11 protein-coding genes are annotated in these 19789 nt (G+C 69.1%); 3 read left to right on the top strand and 8 right to left on the bottom strand.

Going from position 1 to position 19789, the window contains the following annotated elements:
- Positions 1 to 44 precede the first annotated feature (44 nt).
- Positions 45 to 797 carry an SDR family NAD(P)-dependent oxidoreductase gene (locus AC5JJ2_RS12645; protein WP_495858351.1) on the top strand — a complete coding sequence of 251 codons (753 nt, stop codon included), beginning with the start codon at positions 45 to 47 and terminating at the stop codon, positions 795 to 797.
- Here AC5JJ2_RS12645 and AC5JJ2_RS12640 read toward each other — a convergent pair.
- The gene (locus tag AC5JJ2_RS12640; protein WP_495858350.1) at positions 782 to 4831 is read right to left on the bottom strand and encodes an adenylate/guanylate cyclase domain-containing protein; all 4050 of its coding nucleotides are present in this window, start codon (positions 4829 to 4831) and stop codon (positions 782 to 784) included. The genes AC5JJ2_RS12645 and AC5JJ2_RS12640 overlap by 16 nt on opposite strands.
- 498 nt (positions 4832 to 5329) lie before the next feature.
- Between AC5JJ2_RS12640 and AC5JJ2_RS12635 the strand changes: the two genes are divergently transcribed.
- Positions 5330 to 8764 (top strand): S41 family peptidase, encoded by a 3435-nt coding sequence (locus AC5JJ2_RS12635; RefSeq protein WP_495858349.1) that lies wholly within the window; start codon positions 5330 to 5332, stop codon positions 8762 to 8764.
- Between the two features lie 109 nt (positions 8765 to 8873).
- Here the strand turns inward: AC5JJ2_RS12635 and AC5JJ2_RS12630 are convergent, their stop codons facing one another.
- From AC5JJ2_RS12630 to AC5JJ2_RS12600, 7 genes are all read right to left on the bottom strand, one after another.
- Positions 8874 to 10130 carry a DUF1501 domain-containing protein gene (locus tag AC5JJ2_RS12630; protein WP_495858348.1) on the bottom strand — a complete coding sequence of 419 codons (1257 nt, stop codon included), beginning with the start codon at positions 10128 to 10130 and terminating at the stop codon, positions 8874 to 8876.
- 7 nt (positions 10131 to 10137) lie between these two features.
- Positions 10138 to 13800 (bottom strand): DUF1553 domain-containing protein, encoded by a 3663-nt coding sequence (locus AC5JJ2_RS12625; RefSeq protein ID WP_495858347.1) that lies wholly within the window; start codon positions 13798 to 13800, stop codon positions 10138 to 10140.
- Between the two features lie 30 nt (positions 13801 to 13830).
- The gene (locus AC5JJ2_RS12620) at positions 13831 to 14808 is read right to left on the bottom strand and encodes a CobW family GTP-binding protein (protein WP_495858346.1); all 978 of its coding nucleotides are present in this window, start codon (positions 14806 to 14808) and stop codon (positions 13831 to 13833) included.
- A 128-nt stretch (positions 14809 to 14936) separates the two neighbouring features.
- Positions 14937 to 16463, bottom strand: a complete 1527-nt coding sequence (locus AC5JJ2_RS12615; protein WP_495858345.1) for a hypothetical protein — start codon at positions 16461 to 16463, stop codon at positions 14937 to 14939.
- A gap of 3 nt (positions 16464 to 16466) precedes the next feature.
- Positions 16467 to 17144 (bottom strand): tRNA (guanosine(46)-N7)-methyltransferase TrmB, encoded by a 678-nt coding sequence (gene trmB, locus AC5JJ2_RS12610; protein ID WP_495858344.1) that lies wholly within the window; start codon positions 17142 to 17144, stop codon positions 16467 to 16469.
- On the bottom strand, positions 17137 to 17661 hold the full coding sequence (locus AC5JJ2_RS12605) for a 3-hydroxyacyl-ACP dehydratase FabZ family protein (RefSeq protein WP_495858343.1): 525 nt from the start codon (positions 17659 to 17661) through the stop codon (positions 17137 to 17139). The genes trmB and AC5JJ2_RS12605 overlap by 8 nt, the downstream gene beginning before the upstream one ends.
- A 71-nt stretch (positions 17662 to 17732) precedes the next feature.
- Positions 17733 to 18683 (bottom strand): HAD family hydrolase, encoded by a 951-nt coding sequence (locus AC5JJ2_RS12600; RefSeq protein WP_495858342.1) that lies wholly within the window; start codon positions 18681 to 18683, stop codon positions 17733 to 17735.
- Positions 18684 to 18762: 79 nt separating this feature from the next.
- Between AC5JJ2_RS12600 and AC5JJ2_RS12595 the strand changes: the two genes are divergently transcribed.
- Positions 18763 to 19767: a ketopantoate reductase family protein gene (locus tag AC5JJ2_RS12595; protein ID WP_495858341.1), complete on the top strand. Its 1005-nt coding sequence runs from the start codon at positions 18763 to 18765 to the stop codon at positions 19765 to 19767.
- The last annotated feature ends 22 nt before the right edge of the window (positions 19768 to 19789 follow it).

The raw sequence follows: 19789 nt of genomic DNA, 5'->3' as shown, positions 1-19789 counted from the left end.
GGCGGCATCCAACGGCCGACGAACTCTCCAACGGGTCCACGAACATGAACACGCAGCTCGTCGCACTGGTCACCGGCAGCGGGAAGAAGCGGGTCGGGTCCGTCGTGGCCGACGCCCTCGCCCGCCGCGGGTACGCCGTCGCCGTCCACTACCGCTCGTCCGCCGCCGAAGCCGAGGAGACGGCCGCGGACCTCCGAAAGCACGGCGTGGCGGCGAAGCCGTTCCCCGCCGACCTCGGCGACGAGGCGGCCGTGCGGAAGCTGGTGCAGCAAGTCCGCGAGGCGTTCGGCCGGATCGACGTACTCGTGAACTGCGCCGCCGTCTGGAACAGCAAGCGGCTCGAAGAAGTGACGGCCGCGGACGTGAAGTTCCACTTCGACACGAACGCCCTCGGCACGTTCCTGATGTGCCAGCACGTCGGGTTGCTCATGGTGAAGCAGGACGCCGGCGGGGTGATCGTGAACGTCGGCGACTGGGCCGAGGTGCGGCCGTACTTGAACTACGCGGCGTACTTCCCCAGCAAGGGGGCGGTGAGCGCCATCACCCGCTGCCTGGCGGTGGAACTCGGGACGCGGAACCCGCGGGTGCGGGTGAACGCGATCCTGCCCGGCCCGGTCATGCTGCCGCCGGACCTGCCCGAGGAGGAGAAGCGGGAGGCGATCAACGCGACGCTGGTGAAGCGGGAGGGCAGCCCGCACAACATCGCGCAGGCGGTGCTGGCGTTCCTGGACAACGACTTCGTGACCGGCGTGCAGATGCCGGTGGACGGCGGGCGGACCGTCTACGCCCCGGAGTGAGACGGCTTCGCGATCCGCTCGAACAGCATCCGCGCCCGCGCCGCGTGCGGCGCGGCTTCGTCTTTCGCCAACTCCGCGTGTGCCTCGGCCTGCTCGAACGGCATCTGGTACTGCTCCGCCGCCGCGAGGCTCCGCCGGAACAGCCGCGAGGCCGACCGCCGCCAACCCCGCATCCGGTAGTACCGCCCCTTCACCAGCAGCGCCGTCGGCTTGCCGATGGGGTACATCAGGCTGAACTGGCCGAGCACCTTGCACAGGTGGCGCATCCGGCGGTCCATCTCTTTCGCGGTCGCCGGGTCGTTCGTGCTGTCCGCCCACAGGCCGAGGTAGACTTCCGAGAGGCCGCTGTACGCCGGCGGCAGGTAGTGCGAAATCTGGTTCGTTTGCGAGATGATCCGCTCGGCCGCCTCCGTCGTCAGCCGGGCGGCGAACTTCTCGCCCCGCCGCCACTGCGAGAGGGCGAGGACGCCGTAGCCGAGAATCTGGTCCGCCAGCGGGACCGTGCGGTGCGATTCCAGGCAGTTCGCGAGTGCCGTTTCGAGTGTGAGCAAGGTCGGACTCTGCGGCTCGATGCCGAGCAGGCAGGCGAGTTGCCAGCTCAGCCCCCACACTTGAACCTGCGGCACGCCGCGTTGCGTGCCGACGCGGTGCAGCTTCTCCGCCAGGGCGACGCTGGCGCGGAAGTCGCCGCGGCGGGAGAATGCGTTCGCCAGCGTGAACCCGCTCTCGTACCACCGGCGGCGTTCGCCGATGCGGTCCGTGATCTCCATCGCCTTTGACAGGTTGCGGTCCGCCTCGTCCCACCCGCCGACCGTGACCCAGTAGACGCCGCAGATGAACTCGACGTAGGCGGAACACGACTGCTGGTTCACCCGCTCCGCCATCGCACGGGCGCGTTTCACGTAAGCGCGTGCGGATGCGTGCATCATGAGCAGGCCGCTGAAGACGGCCGCGTGCGAGTAGTTGCGGGCCAACTCCGGGCACTCCCCGACCGTCTCCGACAGGTTGAGCGCCTTGTAGGCGGCGTGGACGGACGGGACCTTCGCGTTGTTGAGGTAGTGGATTTGCACCAGCCGTTCGTAGGCCCGCGCCGCTTCGAGCCGGGCCTCGGCCTGGTCCTTGCGGCGGCCGACGAAGAACCGCGGGACGGCGCGGTGGACCAACTGCTTCGCGAACTGTTTCATCGCCGCGACGACGTACCCCGCGGCGGTGACCGGCATCGGGTAGCCGAGCTGGTCGAGGGCCGTCTTGTAATGGCCGAGGGCCGTGCCGAGGTCGCTGAGGTTGTAGTGCGCCTCCGCGAGCTGCCGCTGCCACCGCGCCCGGCGGAACCGGTCGGCGCGGAAGCCCGTCTCCCCGTCGAGCGCGAGGGCCTGCGAGAAGAACGCGACCGCCTCCTCCGGGGCGCAGTCCCGCATCGCGTTCTCGCCGGACTTCTCCAGGTAGTCGATGGCCTTCGCCCCGCGATCGGTGTTCGACCAGTGCTTCGCGAGCAGCGGGAAGAACGGCGACAGGTCGCCCTGGTGGTGGGCCTCGTACCACTCGGCGACGACCTGGTGCAGCTTCTTCCGCTGCGCCGGCGGCATCATCTGGTACGACACCTCCTGCGTGATGACGTGCTTGAAGCTGTACGCCGGGTCCGGGTCCGGCGCGTCCTGCGTCGTCAGGCTCTGCGAGATGAGCGTGTCCAGGTGGCGGTCCAGGTGCGGCTTGTCGTCCTCGATGGGCGACACGTCCCGCAGCAGGTTCTTCGTGAACGTCCGGCCGATGACGCTCGCCACCTTGAGCGTCAGTTGCTCCGGCGGGGCGAGGCGGTCGATCCGGCTCGTGACCACGCCCTGCACGTTGTCCGGGAACGGCAGCGTCCGCAGGTCTTCCGCCGCGGTGATGGTGCAGTGCCCGTCGCGGACCTGAATCTTCCCGGTGTCGCGGAGCGAGTACGCCAACTCCTCCACGAAGAACGGGTTGCCCTGCGCCTTCGCACGCAGCACCTCGGCCATCGGCCCCGGCACGTCGGCCACGCCGAGCCGCCGCTTCACGAGCGCGATGCTCTCGTCGGACGACAGCGGGCTGAGCGGCAGCTTGTGCGTAGAAGGCGCGTTGGCGATTGGTAAGTAGTCGCGCGGGTACGGCTCCGTCAGCGGCCTCGTGACGATCACGATGAGCAAGGCCGGGACGTGTTCGGCCGCCTGCCGGACGAGCGCCCAGGACGCCGAGTCGAGCCAGTGACAGTCTTCGAGGATCAGTTGCAGCGGGGCCGCCTCCGTCTCGCGGGTTAGCAGGCGGATCAAGAGCGCGTTCGTGTTGCTGAGCCGGACCTCGCCGAACATTTCGGCCGTCCGCGGCGTCGGCGGGAAGTCGAGTGACAGCACCACGTCCAGCAGCGGGGCGAGGTGTTCCAGGTCCGGGTCGAACGCGAGGTGCTTCAACACCTGCTGCCGCTGGACTTCGAGCGAATCGTGCGAGTCGAGCTTGAAGAGCTGGCGGAAGATCGACCGCCAGAGGAAGTACGGCGTCGAGCGCTCGATGGCGAGGGCCGCGCCGAGCCACGTCGTCAGTTTCAGCTTGTGGGCGCGGCGCAGGACGTTGGCGACGAGCGTGGACTTGCCGATTCCGGCCTCGCCCTCGATCAGCACGACGGCCGACTTCCGGTCGTCGAGCAGGTCGCGGGTGATCGCGTCCAGCCGCTGTTGCTCGGCCGTGCGGCCGACCATCTCTTGCGAGTGCTTGAGGCCGACCACGTCCTGCGCCACCCGCAGCGGGCGGAAGATCGGCGTGAGGTGGGCCTTCCCCTTCAGTTGCACCGCCGGCAGGATTTCCCACTCGAACCGCTCGACCCCGGCCTTGAACGTCGCCTCGTCGCACAGGACGCCGCCCTTCGCCGCGGTCATCAGCCGGGCGGACAGGTTCACCACGTCGCCGATCATGGTGAACTCGCACCGCACGTCGCTGCCGATCGTTCCGCAGAACGCGCGGCCGCTCGTCACGCCGACGGAACACTTCCAACCGAGTTCCCGCAGCTTCGCGTGGATCGCGAGCGCGGCGAGCGTGCCGCGGACGGAATCGTCCTCGTGCGCCAGCGGCGGCAGGCCGAGGGCGGCCACGAACGTCACGCCCTTCTCGTCCGTGCTCAGCTTGTTGACGCTCCCCTCGTACCGGTACAGCTCCGTTTGCAGGGCGACCATCACCTCCTGCGACTTCGCCAGCGTCGTGCGGAAGTTCAGCTCCGGCAGGTTCACGAACAGCACCGTGACGCGGCGCATCTCCGCGAGCCACCCGGTCTGCCGCGCGGCGAGGCGGCGGTGGATCGCGGCCGGGACGAACGCGAGCAGGTTCGGCACGGCCTCGTCCGGCACGGGCACGGGCACGAGCGGCGATGCGTCCGCCGGCGGCAGCGCGTCGATCCGGGCGAACTCCGGCGTCAGTTCCGTGCCGCGGCCGGTCTCCTTCAACAAGCCCCACGCCCGCAGGCCGAGGACCACCTGCCCGGTCTCGCCCGCGCCGCTGGCGAGAGTCGCCTCGATCACCGGCGGGCCGACGACGACGAACTCCCACCGCTTGAACACGCCGCCGACGCTGACGACGAACACCGGCCCGGCCCCGACGCCGACCCGGAGGTAGAGGCGATGACCCGTCGCCGCGACGAACGTTTTCAGCGCCTCCTGCACGTCTAACCCGCAACTCGCCGCCACGCCGGTGACGGCCTCCAGTTCCCGCTCCGTGTTCACCGGCCAGAACGCGAGCATGGCGTCGCCGGCGAACTTCACCACGTCGCCGCCGTGCGCGGTGACGACCTCGATCATCTTGCCGAAGTACGAGTTGAGCGCCTGCGTCAGCTCCTCGACGCCGTCGGCCCCCTTCGCGGCTAGCCGCTCGCTGAGGGCCGTGAAGCCGGAGATGTCGGCGAATAGCACGGCGGCGTAGGCTGCCTCCGCGGTCGCGTCCGTCAGTGGGTCGGTGTACGTGGCCGTCCGCGCCCGCAGGAACGCGGGGACGTACCGGGCCACGTCTTCTGGTCGGACGGAGGAACTCATGCCAGCCGGGGAGTGAGGGTGCGGATAGTTTGAGGGGGCGATGAGAGAGGGTCAACGAGAATCGGACCGGCGACCTGCCGGAATGGCAGCGACACCGCCACCGCCGCCACCGCCACGGGTGGCCCCCCCGTGGCGGAATCGCCACCTGGGTTGACGCGACACCTATAATGATAATTCGTACACATCACGCGCGAGAATTGTTTTCACCCCGAAGGGGTGGCAGCGCCTAGCCCAGGGCAACGCCCTGGGCGCGGGGACGCGGGCGCATGTGCGTGTCCGGGACCGCCTTGTCACAGGCTTACAGCCTGCGGGTGGTTGCGACCGCCACCCAGGGCGGCGGGCCTGCGGCCCTTGCCCTGGGCTAATATCTCCCACCCCTTCGGGGTGAAAACGGGCCGACGCTCGCTGATGTCGGGCGGGGCGAATCTTTACCGAATTGCTATCATTTCCTCCGACCCTCCCGTTTCATCGTGCTTCGCCCCCCGGAGTGCTTCATCCATGCGGAAACTCTTACTGTCCCTCGTCGCCGTCGCGTCGGCCGCCGCCGCGAACGCCGCCGAGGACACGCGGCTGCTCTCGATGCCCGCCGTCAGCGCGAAGAAGGTCGCGTTCGTCTACGGCGAGGACCTGTGGACCGCCGACCTCGACGGCAAGAACCCCAAGCGGCTCACGACCGACATGGGGATCGAAGCCTACCCGGTCTTCTCGCCGGACGGCGCGATCCTCGCGTTCAGCGCCCAATACGACGGCAACCTGGACGTGTACACGATCCCCGTCGAAGGCGGGTCGCCGACGCGGCTGACGTACCACCCCGGCCCGGACCAGGTCCGCGGGTTCACGCCGAAGGGGGACGCCATCCTCTTCTCGTCCAACCGGAACGTCTACTCGAACCGGCACGCTCAGCTCTTCACCGTGCCGCTGGCCGGCGGGATGCCGACGCAGCTGCCGATCCCGTGGGGGTTCGAGGCGTGCTACTCGCCGGACGGGAAGTACATCGCGTACACGCCGGTCCGCGACGCCACGGCCCAGTGGAAGCACTACCGCGGCGGCACGCACAGCCGCATCTGGGTCTACGACGTGGCCACCCACGACGTGGTGGAGATTCCGCAGCCGAAGGACCGGTGCAACGACCTCGACCCGAACTGGCTGGGCGACACGATCTACTTCCGGTCCGACCGGGCGGGCGAGTACAACGTCTTCTCGTTCAAGCCGAACGGCCAGAAGCCGACGACCGAGGACGTGAAGCAACTCACCGAGTTCAAGGACTTCCCGGTCCTCGACATCGGCCACGGCGACGGCCGACTGATTCTCGAACAGGCCGGGTACTTGCACCTGATGAAGCCGGGCGAAACGTCGCCGACGCGGTTGAAGATCGGCATCGCCACGGACTCGCCGGAGGCCCGTGCGCGGTTCGTGAAGGGGGCGAAGTACGTCCGCGACGCCGGCGTGTCGCCGAGCGGGTCGCGGGCCGTCGTCGAGTTCCGCGGCGAGATCGTCACCGTCCCGGCCGAGAAGGGCGACCCCCGCTACCTGACCAGCACCCCCGGCGTCCACGAGCGGGCCCCGACGTGGTCGCCGGACGGGAAGACGATCGCGTACTTTTCCGACGCCGGCGGCGAGTACCAGCTCGTCCTCGCCCCGCAGACCGGCAAGGGGGAGAAGAAGACGGTCAAGCTGCCGGGCGGCGGGTTCTTCTACGGCGCGGCCTGGTCCCGCGACTCGAAGAAGCTGCTGTACATCGACAACGCGCTGTCCCTGTACTGGCTGGACGTGGAAACTGGGAAGGCGACGAAGATCGTGACGGCCAGCGAGGGGGGTAACCGGAGCATCTATCACTCGTCGTGGTCGCCCGACAACAAGTGGGTGACGTACGCGATGGACACGCCGGCGAAGGTGTCGCGGGTGTACGCCTACTCGCTCGAAAAGAACGCCTCGTTCCCGGTCACGGACGGGCTGAACGAGGCGACCAGCCCGGCGTTCGACGCGAACGGCAAGTACCTGTACTTCCTGTCGTCGAGCGACACGGGGATGAGCAAGCACGGGTTCTCCCAGTCGGCGTCGGACACGCGGTCGCCGCGGTACAGCGTGTTCATGGCCGTGCTGCAAAAGGACACCGCGTCGCCGTTCCTGAAGGAGAGCGACGAGGAGAAGGGGCCGCAAGCCCCGACGCCCCCCGGCCGTCGGCCCGGCCCAACGATCGACAAGGAGAAGGAGGAGAAGAAAGACGACGCCAAGAAGGACGAGGAGAAGAAGGACGACAAGAAGGAGGAATCGAAGGAGAAGAAGGACGACGCGAAGTTCCGCATTGACTTCGAGGGCATCGACCAACGGATCATCGCACTGCCGATGCCGTCGGGCAGCTACGGCAGCCTGCAGGCCGGGGCCGCGAATCAGGTATTCGTCCTGTCCCGGCCGGACCGCGGCGAGGGCGGCCCCGGCGGGTTCGGCGGCGGCGGGACGCTGTTGCGGTTCGACGTGGAGTCCCGGAAGGTCGCGACCGTGCAGGCCGGCGTCCGGGCCTACGAGCTGACGCCGGACGGCAAGAAGATGCTCTACCAGCAGGGCGACGACTGGTACATCACCAGCACCGGCGGCGGCAGCGTGATCCCGTCCGGGTTCGGCGGCCGCCGCGGCGGCGACGCCACGCCGACGGCCCTCACCCCCGCGCCGACCGGCAGCGGCGGCGGGCAGAAACTGAACCTCGACGCCATTGAAGTGCGCGTCGATCCGCGGGCCGAGTGGAAGCAAATCCTGCACGAGGCGTGGCGGATCAACCGCGACTTCTTCTATGACCCGAACATGCACGGCGCGGACTGGCCGGCCGTCAAGAAGAAGTACGAGCCGTTCCTCGAGCACGTCAACAACGGCGGCGACCTGTACAAGGTCATCCGCTGGATGCTCTCGGAGCTGGCCGTCGGGCACAGCTACACGACGCCCGGCGAGCGGGTGACCGAGAAGAAGACCGTCGGCGGCGGCCTTCTCGGCGCGGACTACGACATCGCCGACGGCCGCTACCGGTTCAAGAAGATTTACAGCGGGTTGAACTTCACGTCCGAGTTGCGGTCGCCGCTGACCGCGCCGGGGGTGAACGTCAAGGAGGGCGAGTTCCTGCTCGCCGTCCGCGGCGTGGACCTGAAGCCGCCGACCTCGATCTACTCGCTGTTCGAGAACACGGCCGGGAAGTCGGTCGAGCTGACGGTCGGGCCGACGGCCGACGGCAAGAACAGCCGGACGGTGACGGTCGAGCCGCTCGGCAACGAGCTGGCCCTGCGGAACCGCGAGTGGATCGAGGGGAACCTCCGCAAGGTCGCGAAGGCGACGGACGGCAAGGTCGGGTACGTGTACGTGCCGGACACGGCCGGCCAGGGGGTGGCGTACTTCAAGCGGTACTTCTTCCCGCAGGTGGACAAGGACGCGCTCATCATCGACGAGCGGTTCAACAGCGGCGGGCAGATCGCCGACTACTACATCGACATCCTCCGGCGGCCGTTCGCGTCGTACTGGGCACCCCGGTACGGGACGGAGTGGCGGTCGCCGAGCGCGGCCGTGTTCGGCCCGAAGGTGATGATCGCGGACGAGGGGGCCGGGTCGGGCGGGGACATGCTGCCGTACATGTTCAAGAAGTTCAAGCTCGGCCCGGTGGTCGGCAAGCGGACGTGGGGCGGCCTGGTCGGCATCAGCGGCTACCCGGTGCTGCTAGACGGCGGCACGGTGACTGCGCCGAGTTTCGCGATCTGGACGCCGGAGGAGGGGTTCACGGTCGAGAACGAGGGCGTTGCGCCAGACTACGACGTGGACATGCTGCCGAAGGACCTGATCGCCGGGAAGGACCCGCAGTTGGAGAAGGCGATCGAGCTGGCGCTGGAGGCGCTGAAGAAGGAGCCGCGGAAGGAGATCAAGCGGCCGGACTACCCGAAGCGGGCGAAGCCGTAAGGGTCGCCATAGTAGTAGGCACACTCCGTGTGCCGTCTGCCAAGCGCCGCGGTGACCTGCACACGGTCCCGGCGGCGTGAAGGAGACGGCACACGGAGTGTGCCTACTACTATGAAAACATCGCCGCGATCGGCGTGCCGCCGTCGGTGATCGGGACGGGGCGCGAGCCGTCCATCAGCTCCTTCGCCGGGTCGATGCCGACGGCCGCGTGAACCGTCGCGTGGAAGTCGGGAATCGACACCGGCTTCTCCAGAATCGTCTTGCTCAAGTCGTCGGTCACGCCATAAGCGCCACAATGCCTCAGCCCGCCGCCGGCGAGGACGAGCGAGAACGCCGTCCCCTGGTGGCCGCGGCCGCCGCGGGCGTCGAACTCCGGCGGCCGCCCGAACTCCGTGCCGACGACGATCAGCGTCTTGTCCAGCAGCTTCTTCTCCCGCAGGTCCGCGATCAGCCCGGCGAGGGCCGCGTCGAGTTCCTGGATGAGCAGGTGCTGGTTGTCGATCCCCTCGTTGTGAACGTCCCAGCCGGTCCCGTTGAGGAAGTTCAAGTTGTGCGACACCTCGATAAACCGCACCCCGGCCTGCACTAGCCGCCGGGCGAGCAGGCAGCGCTGGCCGAACTCGCCGCCGTAGGACTGCCGCACGCTTCCGGGTTCCGACTTCAGGTCGAAGTGCTTCATGAACTTCGGCCCGGCCAGCCGCAGGGCCGCGGCTTGTGCCTCCTCGTACTCGGCGAGCGGCGAGCCGGTCTCGGCCTTGCCGGAGACCGCGCCGAGCAACTTCTGCCGGGCCGCGGCACGGTCTTCACTCACGTCGGCGGGGCGGGTGAACCCGGCCGGGCCGGTGGCCGTGTCCGTGAGGTAGACGTACCCGGCCTTCGACCCGAGGAACCCCGGCCCGCGGCTGACGTTCGGGTAGCCGATCAGGATGTACGCCGGCACCGTCGGGTCGGCGGCCCCGCGCTCGTGGGCGACGATCGACCCGACGGACGGGTACGTGACGTTGCCGCTAATCATCCGCCCGGTGTGGACGAGGTTCGTGGCGAACGCGTGCTCGTCCACGACCTTGTGGTTCACCGTGCGGACGGCGGTGACGTGCTCCATCAGCTTCGCGGTCTTCGACAGGTGCTCGCAGAGCCGCACGCCCTTCACGGATGTTTCGACGGAACCGTAAAGGGAGCCGGCCTTCTTGTTCGGCCCCTTGTTGGCGGCCTTCGCTTTCGGGTCGAACGTGTCGAGCTGCCCCATGCCGCCGCCGAGCCAGAGGAAGATGACGTGCTCGGCCTTACCCTTCAGCGAGGCGGCGCGGCCGACGGCTGGCAGGGCCGCGAGGGTGGCGGACGATGCGAGGAAGTCGCGGCGGTTCATGTCGGTCTCACGGCGTAAACAGGAACTCGGATGAATTCAGCACGGCCCACAGCACGTCCTCGGCGCGGCCTCGCCAGTCGGCGGACAGCCGCGTGGTCGGCGGGTCGCCGGCGCGGGCGGCGGCCTCCTGGGCCTGGCGAACGAGCGTCGATTGCGGGTCGAGGTGGTTCGACCACGACACGTATGGCTCCGGCAGCCGCTTCGCCTTGACCTTCGGCGGCATGTCGCGAACGCGATTCTCGAACCCCGGCGTGAGGTACGCCGCGTACTGCTTCCTCTCCGCGTCGGTCGGCGGGCGGGTGAGGATTCGCAGGAACATCGCGTCTACCAGCTTCCCCGGCGACTCCGCCTCGATCGCGAGCCGGGTGAACCCGTGGTCGTCGGACAGCCGCGTCAGCCACGTGCCGAGGACGCCGTTCTGGAGGATCGCCGGTTGCAGCACGTTCGGGGACAGCTCGCGAACGCTCGTCGGGTCTTGCCGCGTGCCGCGCCAGCCGAACGCGGCGAGTACGTCCGTCACGGCCTGGATGCGCGGCAGCGCGAGGCTCGGCCGGTCCCGCTCGTTGGACGTGGACGTGAGCATCCACGACCGCCGCGGGTTCCCCAGCGAGATCGAGTTGCCGAGGTCGCGGGAGCCGTCGATGTCGAGGCTGACTTCCTCCAAATTCATCGGCTTGCCGGTCGCGGCGAACAGGGAATCGACGACCTGCTCGGCCGCCAGCCGCCGCCGGGCCGGGGCGGTGAACAGCACCGGCGTTTCCTTCAGCGACTCGTCCGCCGCCCGCTGGTAAGCGTGCGACGCGAGGATCAACTTCGACAGCTTCCGCACGTCGTACCCGTCCCGCACGAACTCGCGGGCCAGCCACTTCAGCAACTCCGGGTGCGTCGGCTTCGCCCGCTCCCAGTCGTCCACCGGCTCGACGATGCCGCGGCCCATGAGCCGCTTCCAGATTCGGTTGACGATCACCTGGGCGAACCGCTCGTTCTGCGGGGCGGTGACGAGCGCCGCCAACCGGTCGCGGGTCTCGTTCGGGAACTCCGCGAGTTCCTTCCCCACGTTCTCGGGCACGAACGCGGCGAACGGCCACGCCGGGGCGATGTCCGCGCCCGGCTTCAGCGTGATGCTGATGAGCGGCTTGCGGCCGCCGCCGTGGACCTTGTCCAGCGGCACGGTACTCGTCGCCGGCAGTTTGATCGTCTTCCCGTCGAGCATCGCGGCCAGTTGGAACAAGTCCTCCTGCGTCGAGCGGTGGGCCGGGGCGTCGTGGCAGCGGGCGCACTTCATCTCCACGCCGAGGAACGCGGTGCTGACGATCGTGCCCTTCGCGGCCATGGGCACGTCGTTCTGCGACGCCACCGCGAACCCGGCCGGCCCGCCGAACCGGGAGCTGCCGCGCATTCGCAACAGCTCCGTCACGAACAGGTCCATCGGCTTGTTGTCGAGGAGCGACTCGTACAGCCACCACCGAAACGGGCCCGTGTTGTTCAAGGTCGGGTTCAGGATGTTCGGGTTCTCGGCCAGCACGTCCTGCCAGTAGCCCATCCCGTGGTCGGCGGCCCGCGGGTCGGCGAGCAGCTTGTCGATCAGCTTCTCGCGTTTGTTGGGGGAAGCATCGGCGGTGAAGGCGACGATCTCGTCGAGCGTCGGGACCACGCCGACGGTGTCGAGGAAGACGCGGCGGAGGAACACGAGGTCGGGTGACAGCCCGGTGACAGTCGTGTGATCGACCTTCAGTTCCGGCCAGTTCGCCCCCGCGCGGACCCAGGTTTCGAGCGTGCGAATCTGCCCCGCCGTCAGCCGCTCGCCCTTCGGCGGCATCACCGTCTCTTCGTCCTGCGACTTCACCCGCGCGAGGATCGCGCTCTCGACCGGGTTCTTCGGCGTCACCGCCGGGCCGTCCCGCTTCCCACCGGCGAACGCGGACGCGCGGTCGTCCAGTCGCAAGCCGCCCTTCGCCTTCGCGCTCGTGTGGCAGCCGACGCACTTCGCTTCGAGGATCGGCTGGACGTGCTGGAAGAAATCGACCGTGCCCGCCTTCGCGGTCGCGGCGTCGGCCTTCGCGGTCTCGATCTTCGCGGCCAGGAAGTGGTCGATGGCGTTGTTCGCCGGGTAGCCCTTCGGCAGCGCCGGGACCGGCACGGCCTCAGCCTTCGCGAGCCAGTCGCGGGCCGCGTCCCGCCGCTTCTGCCAATACGCGGCATGTTCCTGCCGCTTCGCCTCGCGGGCCTCGGCGTTCCGCTTGGCGAGCCACTCGCTGCGTTCCGCGTGATACGCCGCCCAGCCGTCGTCCGTGTACGGGACGGCACGGGCCGGCGCGAGCAGTTGCCAGTCTTGCTTCCCTGCGTGGGAAATCGCGACGACGGTTTCGCCGAGTTCCGGCCGCCGCTTGTTCTTGTTCATGAAGCTGCCGACGATCGTTTCGAGGATGACGAACTGCTCGCCGCCGGGCGACGTGAACTCGGCCCACGTCTCGGCGTTGCCCGGCGGGGCGAACCGGAAGTCCGGGCCGAGGTTCAGGTAGCTGTCCGGCGTGCGGACGTGGCCGTGCCCGCTCCCGTCGCCGGACGGGAACGGCGTCGTGAGGATTAACTTGTTGTCGATGTAGAGGCGGCTCGCGCCGCGGCCGCGGAGGAGCAGGCGGTGCTTGCCGGCGGGAACGTTCATCACGGCCGCGGCGCGGAGGAGCGTCGGGAACCCGCGGTCGCCGCGGACGCCGGTATCGACGTACTTCTGCGGCAGCTCGAAGAACCCGAACGCCTCCTCGGAATACGTCTCGGTCGCGGGCGGCGGCACGTCCGGCCAGACGTTCCGCTGCGGCATCCCCTGCTCGCACAATTGCACCAGCACGCGGCCCTTCGGCACGTCGGCGCGGTTCAGCACCGGCGGCGGCGGCACGAACTGGTAGCGGCTCGTCAGCACCGCGTCCGGCAGAGCCGTCCGCCAGATCGTCACGTCATCGACCTGACCGCGGAAGGAGTTCGCCGCCCCGCCGCCGTTGCCGGTGCCGAGCGTCAGGTCGTCGCCGTCCGCGACTGGGGCGCGGTCGGTCGCGCCGCCCATGTCCCACGCGCCGGGGACGGCCTCGCCGTCGATGTAGCCGCGGATCGACTTCGCGGTGCCGAACGTGAAGCAAACCGCGACGTGGTGCCAGGCGTTCGACGTAAACCCCTTCGTCGTCGTCCACCGATGCCAGTCGCCGGGCTTGTTCTTCGTGCCTTCGCTCGCGAACAGGAAACTGACGCGGGCCTCGCCCTTCTCGCCCTTCAGCCGCAGGGCGTAGTTCTGGTTTTTCTCGGCGAACCCCTTCTTCCCGTTGCGGCCCTTGCCGACGACGTAGGCGTACGCGCCGTCCTTCAACTCCGCGACCTTCACCCAGGCTTCGAGCGTGATCGCGTCCTTCGGCCCGAACCGCAGGTTGGCGTTGGGCAAATCCGATTCGCGGACGGTGACGACGGATTGGGCGGCGAAGTCGTAAGCGCGGTTCGCGGCCGAGAAGCCGGGGTAGGTCGGCGGCCGCGGGCCGGCGTCGAGCGTCGCGTTCTTGACGCCGAGTTCGTTCGGCTTGTCGAAGTGCCACGCGAGGAGCGGCACGTCGCCGGGGCCAGAGTCGTTCTGCGCGACGGCGACGGGTGCGAGCAGGAGGAGGATCGCCAGGGAGCGGGAGAGCATCTCGGGGTCCGGAAGGAGCGGGCGGGTTACTCAGACTGTACCCGCAACGAGGCACGCGAGCAACCGGCGTTCGAGATCGGTCCAGTCGGTCGAGTCGGAAAACACCTCGACGCGGCTGTCGCGGCGGTACTGGGTCGGCGACACGGTCGTGGCCGTGCCGAAGCGGTTGACTGTCAGCCAGTCGTCCTCGACGCGGAAGACGCCCTTCAGCCGCGACGTGCCGGCCAGCTCGCCGAGCAGCTTCAACAGCGCCGGTTCGCGGAACACGTCCCGCGGGGAAAAAATCCAACCGCACGCGGGTGGCGAACCGTCCGAGATGAACCGTAGCGGCATCCCCGGCTCCGGCGAGCGCGATTCCTGCGGCGGGAGGTCGGCCGCGCCGCGTTCCGCTGTCGAGAGTGAGAGAGAAGTCCCGCCGAGGTCGAGCCAGCCGCGTTCGAGGCGGCCGCCCTGGGTCGCGGCGACGAGCAGTTTCGGCGGGTAGACGGCGTTCGCCCACGCCTGGAAGTCCGCGACGAGCTTCTCGTCCGCGCGGTCGAGCTTGTTCAACACCAGCACGTCCGCGAGATCGACCTGCTCGCGGAAGACCGGGTTTTCCAGCATCCCCGGCGTCGTGAAGTCGTCCGGCGAGACGACGGCGACCGTGGCTCGCACGTCGAGCCGGTCGGCGTAGCTGCCGCGGAGGGTGTCGATCAGCCGGGCCGGGTGGCCGAGGCCGGTCGTCTCGACGATCAAGCGGTGCGGCTTCGCCTCCGTGAGCAACAGGTGAAGCGCAACTTGAAGGTAAGGGGCCGTCGCGCAGCAGACGCAGCCGCCGGCGACCTCGCGGACGGTGACGCCGTCGCCGCCCCCGCCTTCGAGGATGGCGTGGTCGATGGAGACTTCGCCGTACTCGTTGACGAGGACGGCCCACCGCTCGCCGTCATTCTTGCGGGCGAGCAGGTCGAGGATGGCCGTCGTCTTGCCGACGCCGAGGAACCCGGTCACGACGTTCGTGGGAATGCGCATGGAGGAGTTGTACGGGCTGACAACCCTATATACCCGCCGGCTTGCCGGCGGGGTTTCGGGGTCGCAAAACCCCGCCGGCAAGCCGGCGGCTATATAGGCGCGGGCGATACGTTCGACTCACCCCGTCGCTACCGCTCTGGGTTCCACCGGAAGAACGCGGCCGCGGGCGACTCGCCGACCAGCGCCCAGCCCGGCCGCGCACGAAACGCCTCGGCGAACGCGCTCCGCGGCGTCACGAGGGCGAACGCGAAGCGGCCGTACTGCCGCTCCCACGCGTCGAGCCTCGCGGCCGCGTGGCCCGGCCGGTCGGCGGCCACGAACTCGGCGAGGAACTCGTCGCCGAACAACTCGGCCCGGTCGTCGAGGAACACCTTGTACCCCGGCGCGTGGTAGATCGCGAACCCGCCGAGGTTGCACGAGTTGAACAACCGGTTCGGCTCGCCGGGCTTCGGCTCGTGTTCCTTCAGCATGGGCAGCAGTTCGACCGGCCATTTCTCGCGGTCGAAGTCCGCCCACCCGCGGCCGACGACCGGCGCGACGATCCCGTTCGCTTGGATCAGCAGCACGCCGACGACGAGCAGCGCGGGAATCAGCCACGCCCACGCCGGGGCCGCGAAGCGGCCTCTCGCCGGGTCGTACAGGTCCGGCCGCTTCGCCGCGAGCTTCGCGGCCCACCGCGTCCGCGGCCACATCTCGATGACGGCCACCAACCCGACGAGCGCGAACAGCGGCCCGTGCCGGACGCGGAGGAACGCCTGCGCCAGCCACAAGAGCGGCAACAGCCAGCTCACCCGCGGCCGCTCCCGCAGCCCGGCGAGGACGAACAGGTACACCGCCGCGAACGCGAACAGCGGCCAGGCCGTGAACTCGGCCGGGTCGAGCCGCTTGTGCTCCTCGATCAGGTCCGGAATCTTCGGGCCGCTCATGATGAGCCACCACGCGCGGGGGATTTCCCACCCGTAGGGGTTCGCGAACGCGGTCAGCCCGCAGAGCAGCGTCAGCAGGAGGAAGCCGCCGATGTCCTTCGCGGTGCGGAACGGCGTCGGCCAGCCGACGAGCTTCGCCGCCGTCCAGCCGAGCCACGCGAGAACGAGCGTCGCGAACCCGCCGAGCATCCCGCCGTGCGTGTTCGTCCAGACCACGAAGAACGGCACGAGCCAGAACAGCCTCGCGAGTGAAATCCGGCCCGCCTCGTACCCGGTGAGCAGCACGGCCACGAGCGTCATACCGACCATCGTGAGCAAGAGCGGCCGGACGTGGAATTGCAACGCCCCCGCCGCGAGCGCCACCAGCACGACGAGCACGGCCGCGGCCGGGGTCAGCCCGGTGCGGAGGAGGCGGACCGTCAGCCAGGTGAAGAGCGCCGCCAGCACGGACGCGGCGAGCAGGACGTAGGCGTCGAACCCGCCGGCGCGGTGGACGAGGGCCATGACGACCTCGCCGAGCCACTGGTGCGGAACCCACCGGGCGTCGGCGTGCGTGAACGTGAACGGGTCGCCGGCGAAGAACCCGTCGCGCAGGACCTTCTCGCCGACGGTCGTGTGCCAGAACGTGCCGGGGTCGCGGAGCAGCTTCACCCGGCCGCCGACCAGCAGCAACAGCCAGAAGCCGAGGAACACGACCGGCACGGGACCGACGCGGCGGATCAGGTTCACCGGTCAGACCTTCTCGTAAAGCGAGCGATAGATGGGGCGGCCTTCCTGCCGGAACTTCCGCTCGAAGTTCGTGAGGTAGTCGAGTTCGTGCGCCGGCGCGTTCTCGGTCGGCGGCGGCAGGGCCTTGAACGCGGGCATGGCGACGAGCGTGCCGGTCACCCACTCGAAGTAGTCCTGCACGTCCGTGACGAAGTGCAGCCTCCCGCCAGGGATCAGCACGCGGGTCACCAGGTCGGCGAACTCCGGCGTGAACAGCAGCCGCTTCTTGTGCCGCTGCTTCCACCACGGGTCCGGGAAGAAGACGTGAACCACCGACACGCTCGCCGGGACCACGAAGTCGCGGAGGACGAGCTTCGCGTCGGCACAGGTCGTCCGCACGTTCCGCAACTGCCGCCGGGCGATCCGGTCCGCGGCGTACAGTTGGTACTTGCGGACGATCTCGATGCCGAAGTAGTTCGTCTCCGGGTGGGCCGTGGCGCTCGTGACGAGGAACAGGCCCTTGCCGAACCCGACCTCGACCTCGACCGGGTTGGCGTTGTCGAAGAGTTCGTGCCAGTCGATCCGCGACGGGGGCGGGGTGTCGCCGCGGGGGACTTCGCCCCAGCGGCCGTACCGGTCCGGCGGCAGTTGCCAGACGAACGGGGCGATCTCGTCGGCCGCCAGCTTCCGCGGCTTACGCACGGAGCAGGTCCTCCAGCGTGCCGAGCGTGACGCCGAGGATCGTCGCCTCGAACGCGAGGTCGTGCGTGCCGGCCCGCCTCACGTACCCGTTCACCTCGAACCGGGTCAGCTTCGGGCTGGTCCGCTTGCCGACGCCGACGAGGACGAGCCGGTCGCCGGGGCGGACCGGGGCGCGGAACCGGGCCGACTCGATCCCGCCGAGGCCGACGAGCTTGTCCGGCGGCACGATCTTCTGGTGGTACATGTAGTAGCTGGTGAGCTGCGCCGCGGCCTCGCACATCAGGACGCCGGGCATGACCGGGAATTTCGGGAAGTGGCCGCGGACCCAGAACTCGTCCGGGCCGAGGTCCTTGAACCCGACGATCGTGTGCTTCTCGGCGTCGATGGCCACGATGCCGGTGAGCAGCACGAGTTCGTGCCGGTGCGGGTTGACCGCGAGAACTTGCTCTTGGTCCGCGAGTAGCCTCGTGAAGTCGAGGGCGTCGAGATCGACGACGGGGGGTTGGCCCGGCGGCATGGGGGAGTCTCCTACGGGGGTCGCGGGGCTATTCTAAAACTTGCCCGCGGCGAGGGACACCCGTTCCCGCCTTACCCGGCCACGTCCACGAGCTGCGTCAGCTCCGTCACCAACACGTCCGGGCGGAACTCCGGCTCCTTCAGGTGGTCGGCCGTCGCGACCAGCGAGTTCTTGTCCCCGGCGAACAGGGCCGTGCGGAACCCGCACCGTTTCGCCGGGGCGATGTCCCGCACCAGGTTCGACCCGACGTGCAGCACCTGCTCCGGTTTCAGCCCCCGCGCCGCGGCCGCCGCCACCGCCGCCTTGAACAGCGTCTCGGACGGCTTCTTCGCGTGCCTCTCCGCGGAGATCACCCGCAGGTTCGCCGGGAAGAAGGCGTTCACGTCGAAGTCCGGGTCGTCATCGCGGAACGCCTTGTGAATCTGGGCCGGGGTGAAGCACTGGCCGTCCGTCAGGAGGCCGTTCGTCACGCCGCGGTCGGCGAGGAGGCGGACGGCGGCGGCCGCGTCCGGGTACGCGGCGCACCCCTGGATGCTCGCGTGGTAGAAGTACGCGACCTTCTTCACGAACTCGTTCATCGCCCCGTACACGCCGACGTCGAACTTGTACTCCTTCTGCATCAGCTTCTTGACGATGTCCTCCCACACCTTCTCGGCCGCCACCTCCGGGTGCTTCTCCTGGCCGTGGCCGAGCATCCGGAGCGTGGTCAGGGCCTTCGTGTAGTAGTCCCGCATCTGCTCGGCCGGCGCGCCGGGCTTGCGGCTCATCGAGTTCCACATGTTGAACTCTTTGATCGTCTTGTCGAGCGCGTTGTCGGTGACGAACTGCTGCGGGTGCTCGAACAGCAGCTCCCCCTGGAGGGTGTTCAACAGCGTTCCGTAGGCGGTCCACATCACGGCCTTGACCGGCAGCCGGGTGACGTGCGGCTTGGCCGTCTTCGGCTCCGGCTTCGGCGGGATCGGCCACGGCAGCCCGCGGGTCGGCAGGTAGTTGGCCGCGTACTGTTCGAGCGTCAGCGCCATGGTCCGCCTGCGAGGGGCCGAGGGAAGGGCTGAAGCGTAGGTTAGCGGTTGAATTGAGGCGGTTCAAGGGAACGACGCGATGGGCACGGACGCGGTGACGGTCGTCGGGGCGGGCGGGATCGGTTCGGCCGTCGGCGCGGCCCTCCGCGCGGCCGGCGTGGCCGTCACGTTCGTCGAGGCGAACCCGGCGAAGGTCGCGTGGGGCCGGGCGAACGGGCTAGGCGTCGTGCCGTTCGCCGAGTGGACGCCGGACGAGCACGGCGTCATCCTGCTGTGCGTGAAGTGCTACGACAACGCGACGGTGCTGGCGAAGGTTCCGTTCACGGCGACGCTCATCCCGATCCAGAACGGCTTCGACCCGCGGCTCGACAGCTTCGGCCACTCGTCGGAAGGGATCGCGTCGTTCGTCGCGGCGTGCCCGGCGGACCGGATCGAAGCCCGCATCACGCGGCCGGGGGAGCTGCACCTCGGCGGCCGCGGGGATCGGCTGCTCACCGCGGGCGTGAAGTGGCTGATGGGGAAGCTCGACCGGCCGGGAACGCGGGAGTGGTTCGTCCCGAAGCTGGTGGCGAACGTGCTGCCGGTGAAGCACACGAAGCTCCTGTACAACGCCGCCATCTCGCCGCTCGCGGCCGCGGCCGGGATCGACAACGGGCAACTGCTCAGCGACCCGCACGCCCGGCGGTTGTTCTTCGCGCTCATCCAGGAGAACTACACGATCCTGACGGCGGCCGGGATCGAGTTGGGCAAGGTCGGCCCGTTCCACCCGCGGACGGTGGCGAAGATTCTGCGCCGGCGGTGGCTGGCCCGGCTGATGGCGCGGGCGTTCGAGCCGTCGCTGCGGGGGACGTACTGCTCGATGGCCGGCGAGATCGAGCGGGGGCGGACGGAGATCGAGAACTACAACGGCCACTTGCTGCGGCTGGCCGACGGGCGGGCGGACGCGCCGCTGAACCGGGCCGTGTACGCGCTGGTGAAGCGGATGGAAGCGAACCGCGAACCGCCGCGGCGGGCGGCATTAGCTCAGTTGGGTACGAACCTTGGTTTTGGCTTTGTTCCCTCCCCCCTTGGGGGGGAGGGTTAGGGAGGGGGGTACGCCTTCCCCC

The organism is Limnoglobus sp. (genome assembly GCF_059499385.1).
Note: the sequence above shows the minus strand (reverse complement) of the source record. Positions and strands in the feature narration are given on the sequence as shown.

Coding starts and splice junctions, on each gene's coding strand:
- AC5JJ2_RS12635 (WP_495858349.1), top strand. CDS start 5,330: ATGCGGAAACTCTTACTGTCCCTCGTCGCCGTCGCGTCGGCCGCCGCC.
- AC5JJ2_RS12605 (WP_495858343.1), bottom strand. CDS start 17,661: ATGCCGCCGGGCCAACCCCCCGTCGTCGATCTCGACGCCCTCGACTTC.
- AC5JJ2_RS12620 (WP_495858346.1), bottom strand. CDS start 14,808: ATGCGCATTCCCACGAACGTCGTGACCGGGTTCCTCGGCGTCGGCAAG.
- AC5JJ2_RS12640 (WP_495858350.1), bottom strand. CDS start 4,831: ATGAGTTCCTCCGTCCGACCAGAAGACGTGGCCCGGTACGTCCCCGCG.
- AC5JJ2_RS12630 (WP_495858348.1), bottom strand. CDS start 10,130: ATGAACCGCCGCGACTTCCTCGCATCGTCCGCCACCCTCGCGGCCCTG.
- AC5JJ2_RS12595 (WP_495858341.1), top strand. CDS start 18,763: ATGGGCACGGACGCGGTGACGGTCGTCGGGGCGGGCGGGATCGGTTCG.
- AC5JJ2_RS12600 (WP_495858342.1), bottom strand. CDS start 18,683: ATGGCGCTGACGCTCGAACAGTACGCGGCCAACTACCTGCCGACCCGC.
- AC5JJ2_RS12645 (WP_495858351.1), top strand. CDS start 45: ATGAACACGCAGCTCGTCGCACTGGTCACCGGCAGCGGGAAGAAGCGG.
- AC5JJ2_RS12625 (WP_495858347.1), bottom strand. CDS start 13,800: ATGCTCTCCCGCTCCCTGGCGATCCTCCTCCTGCTCGCACCCGTCGCC.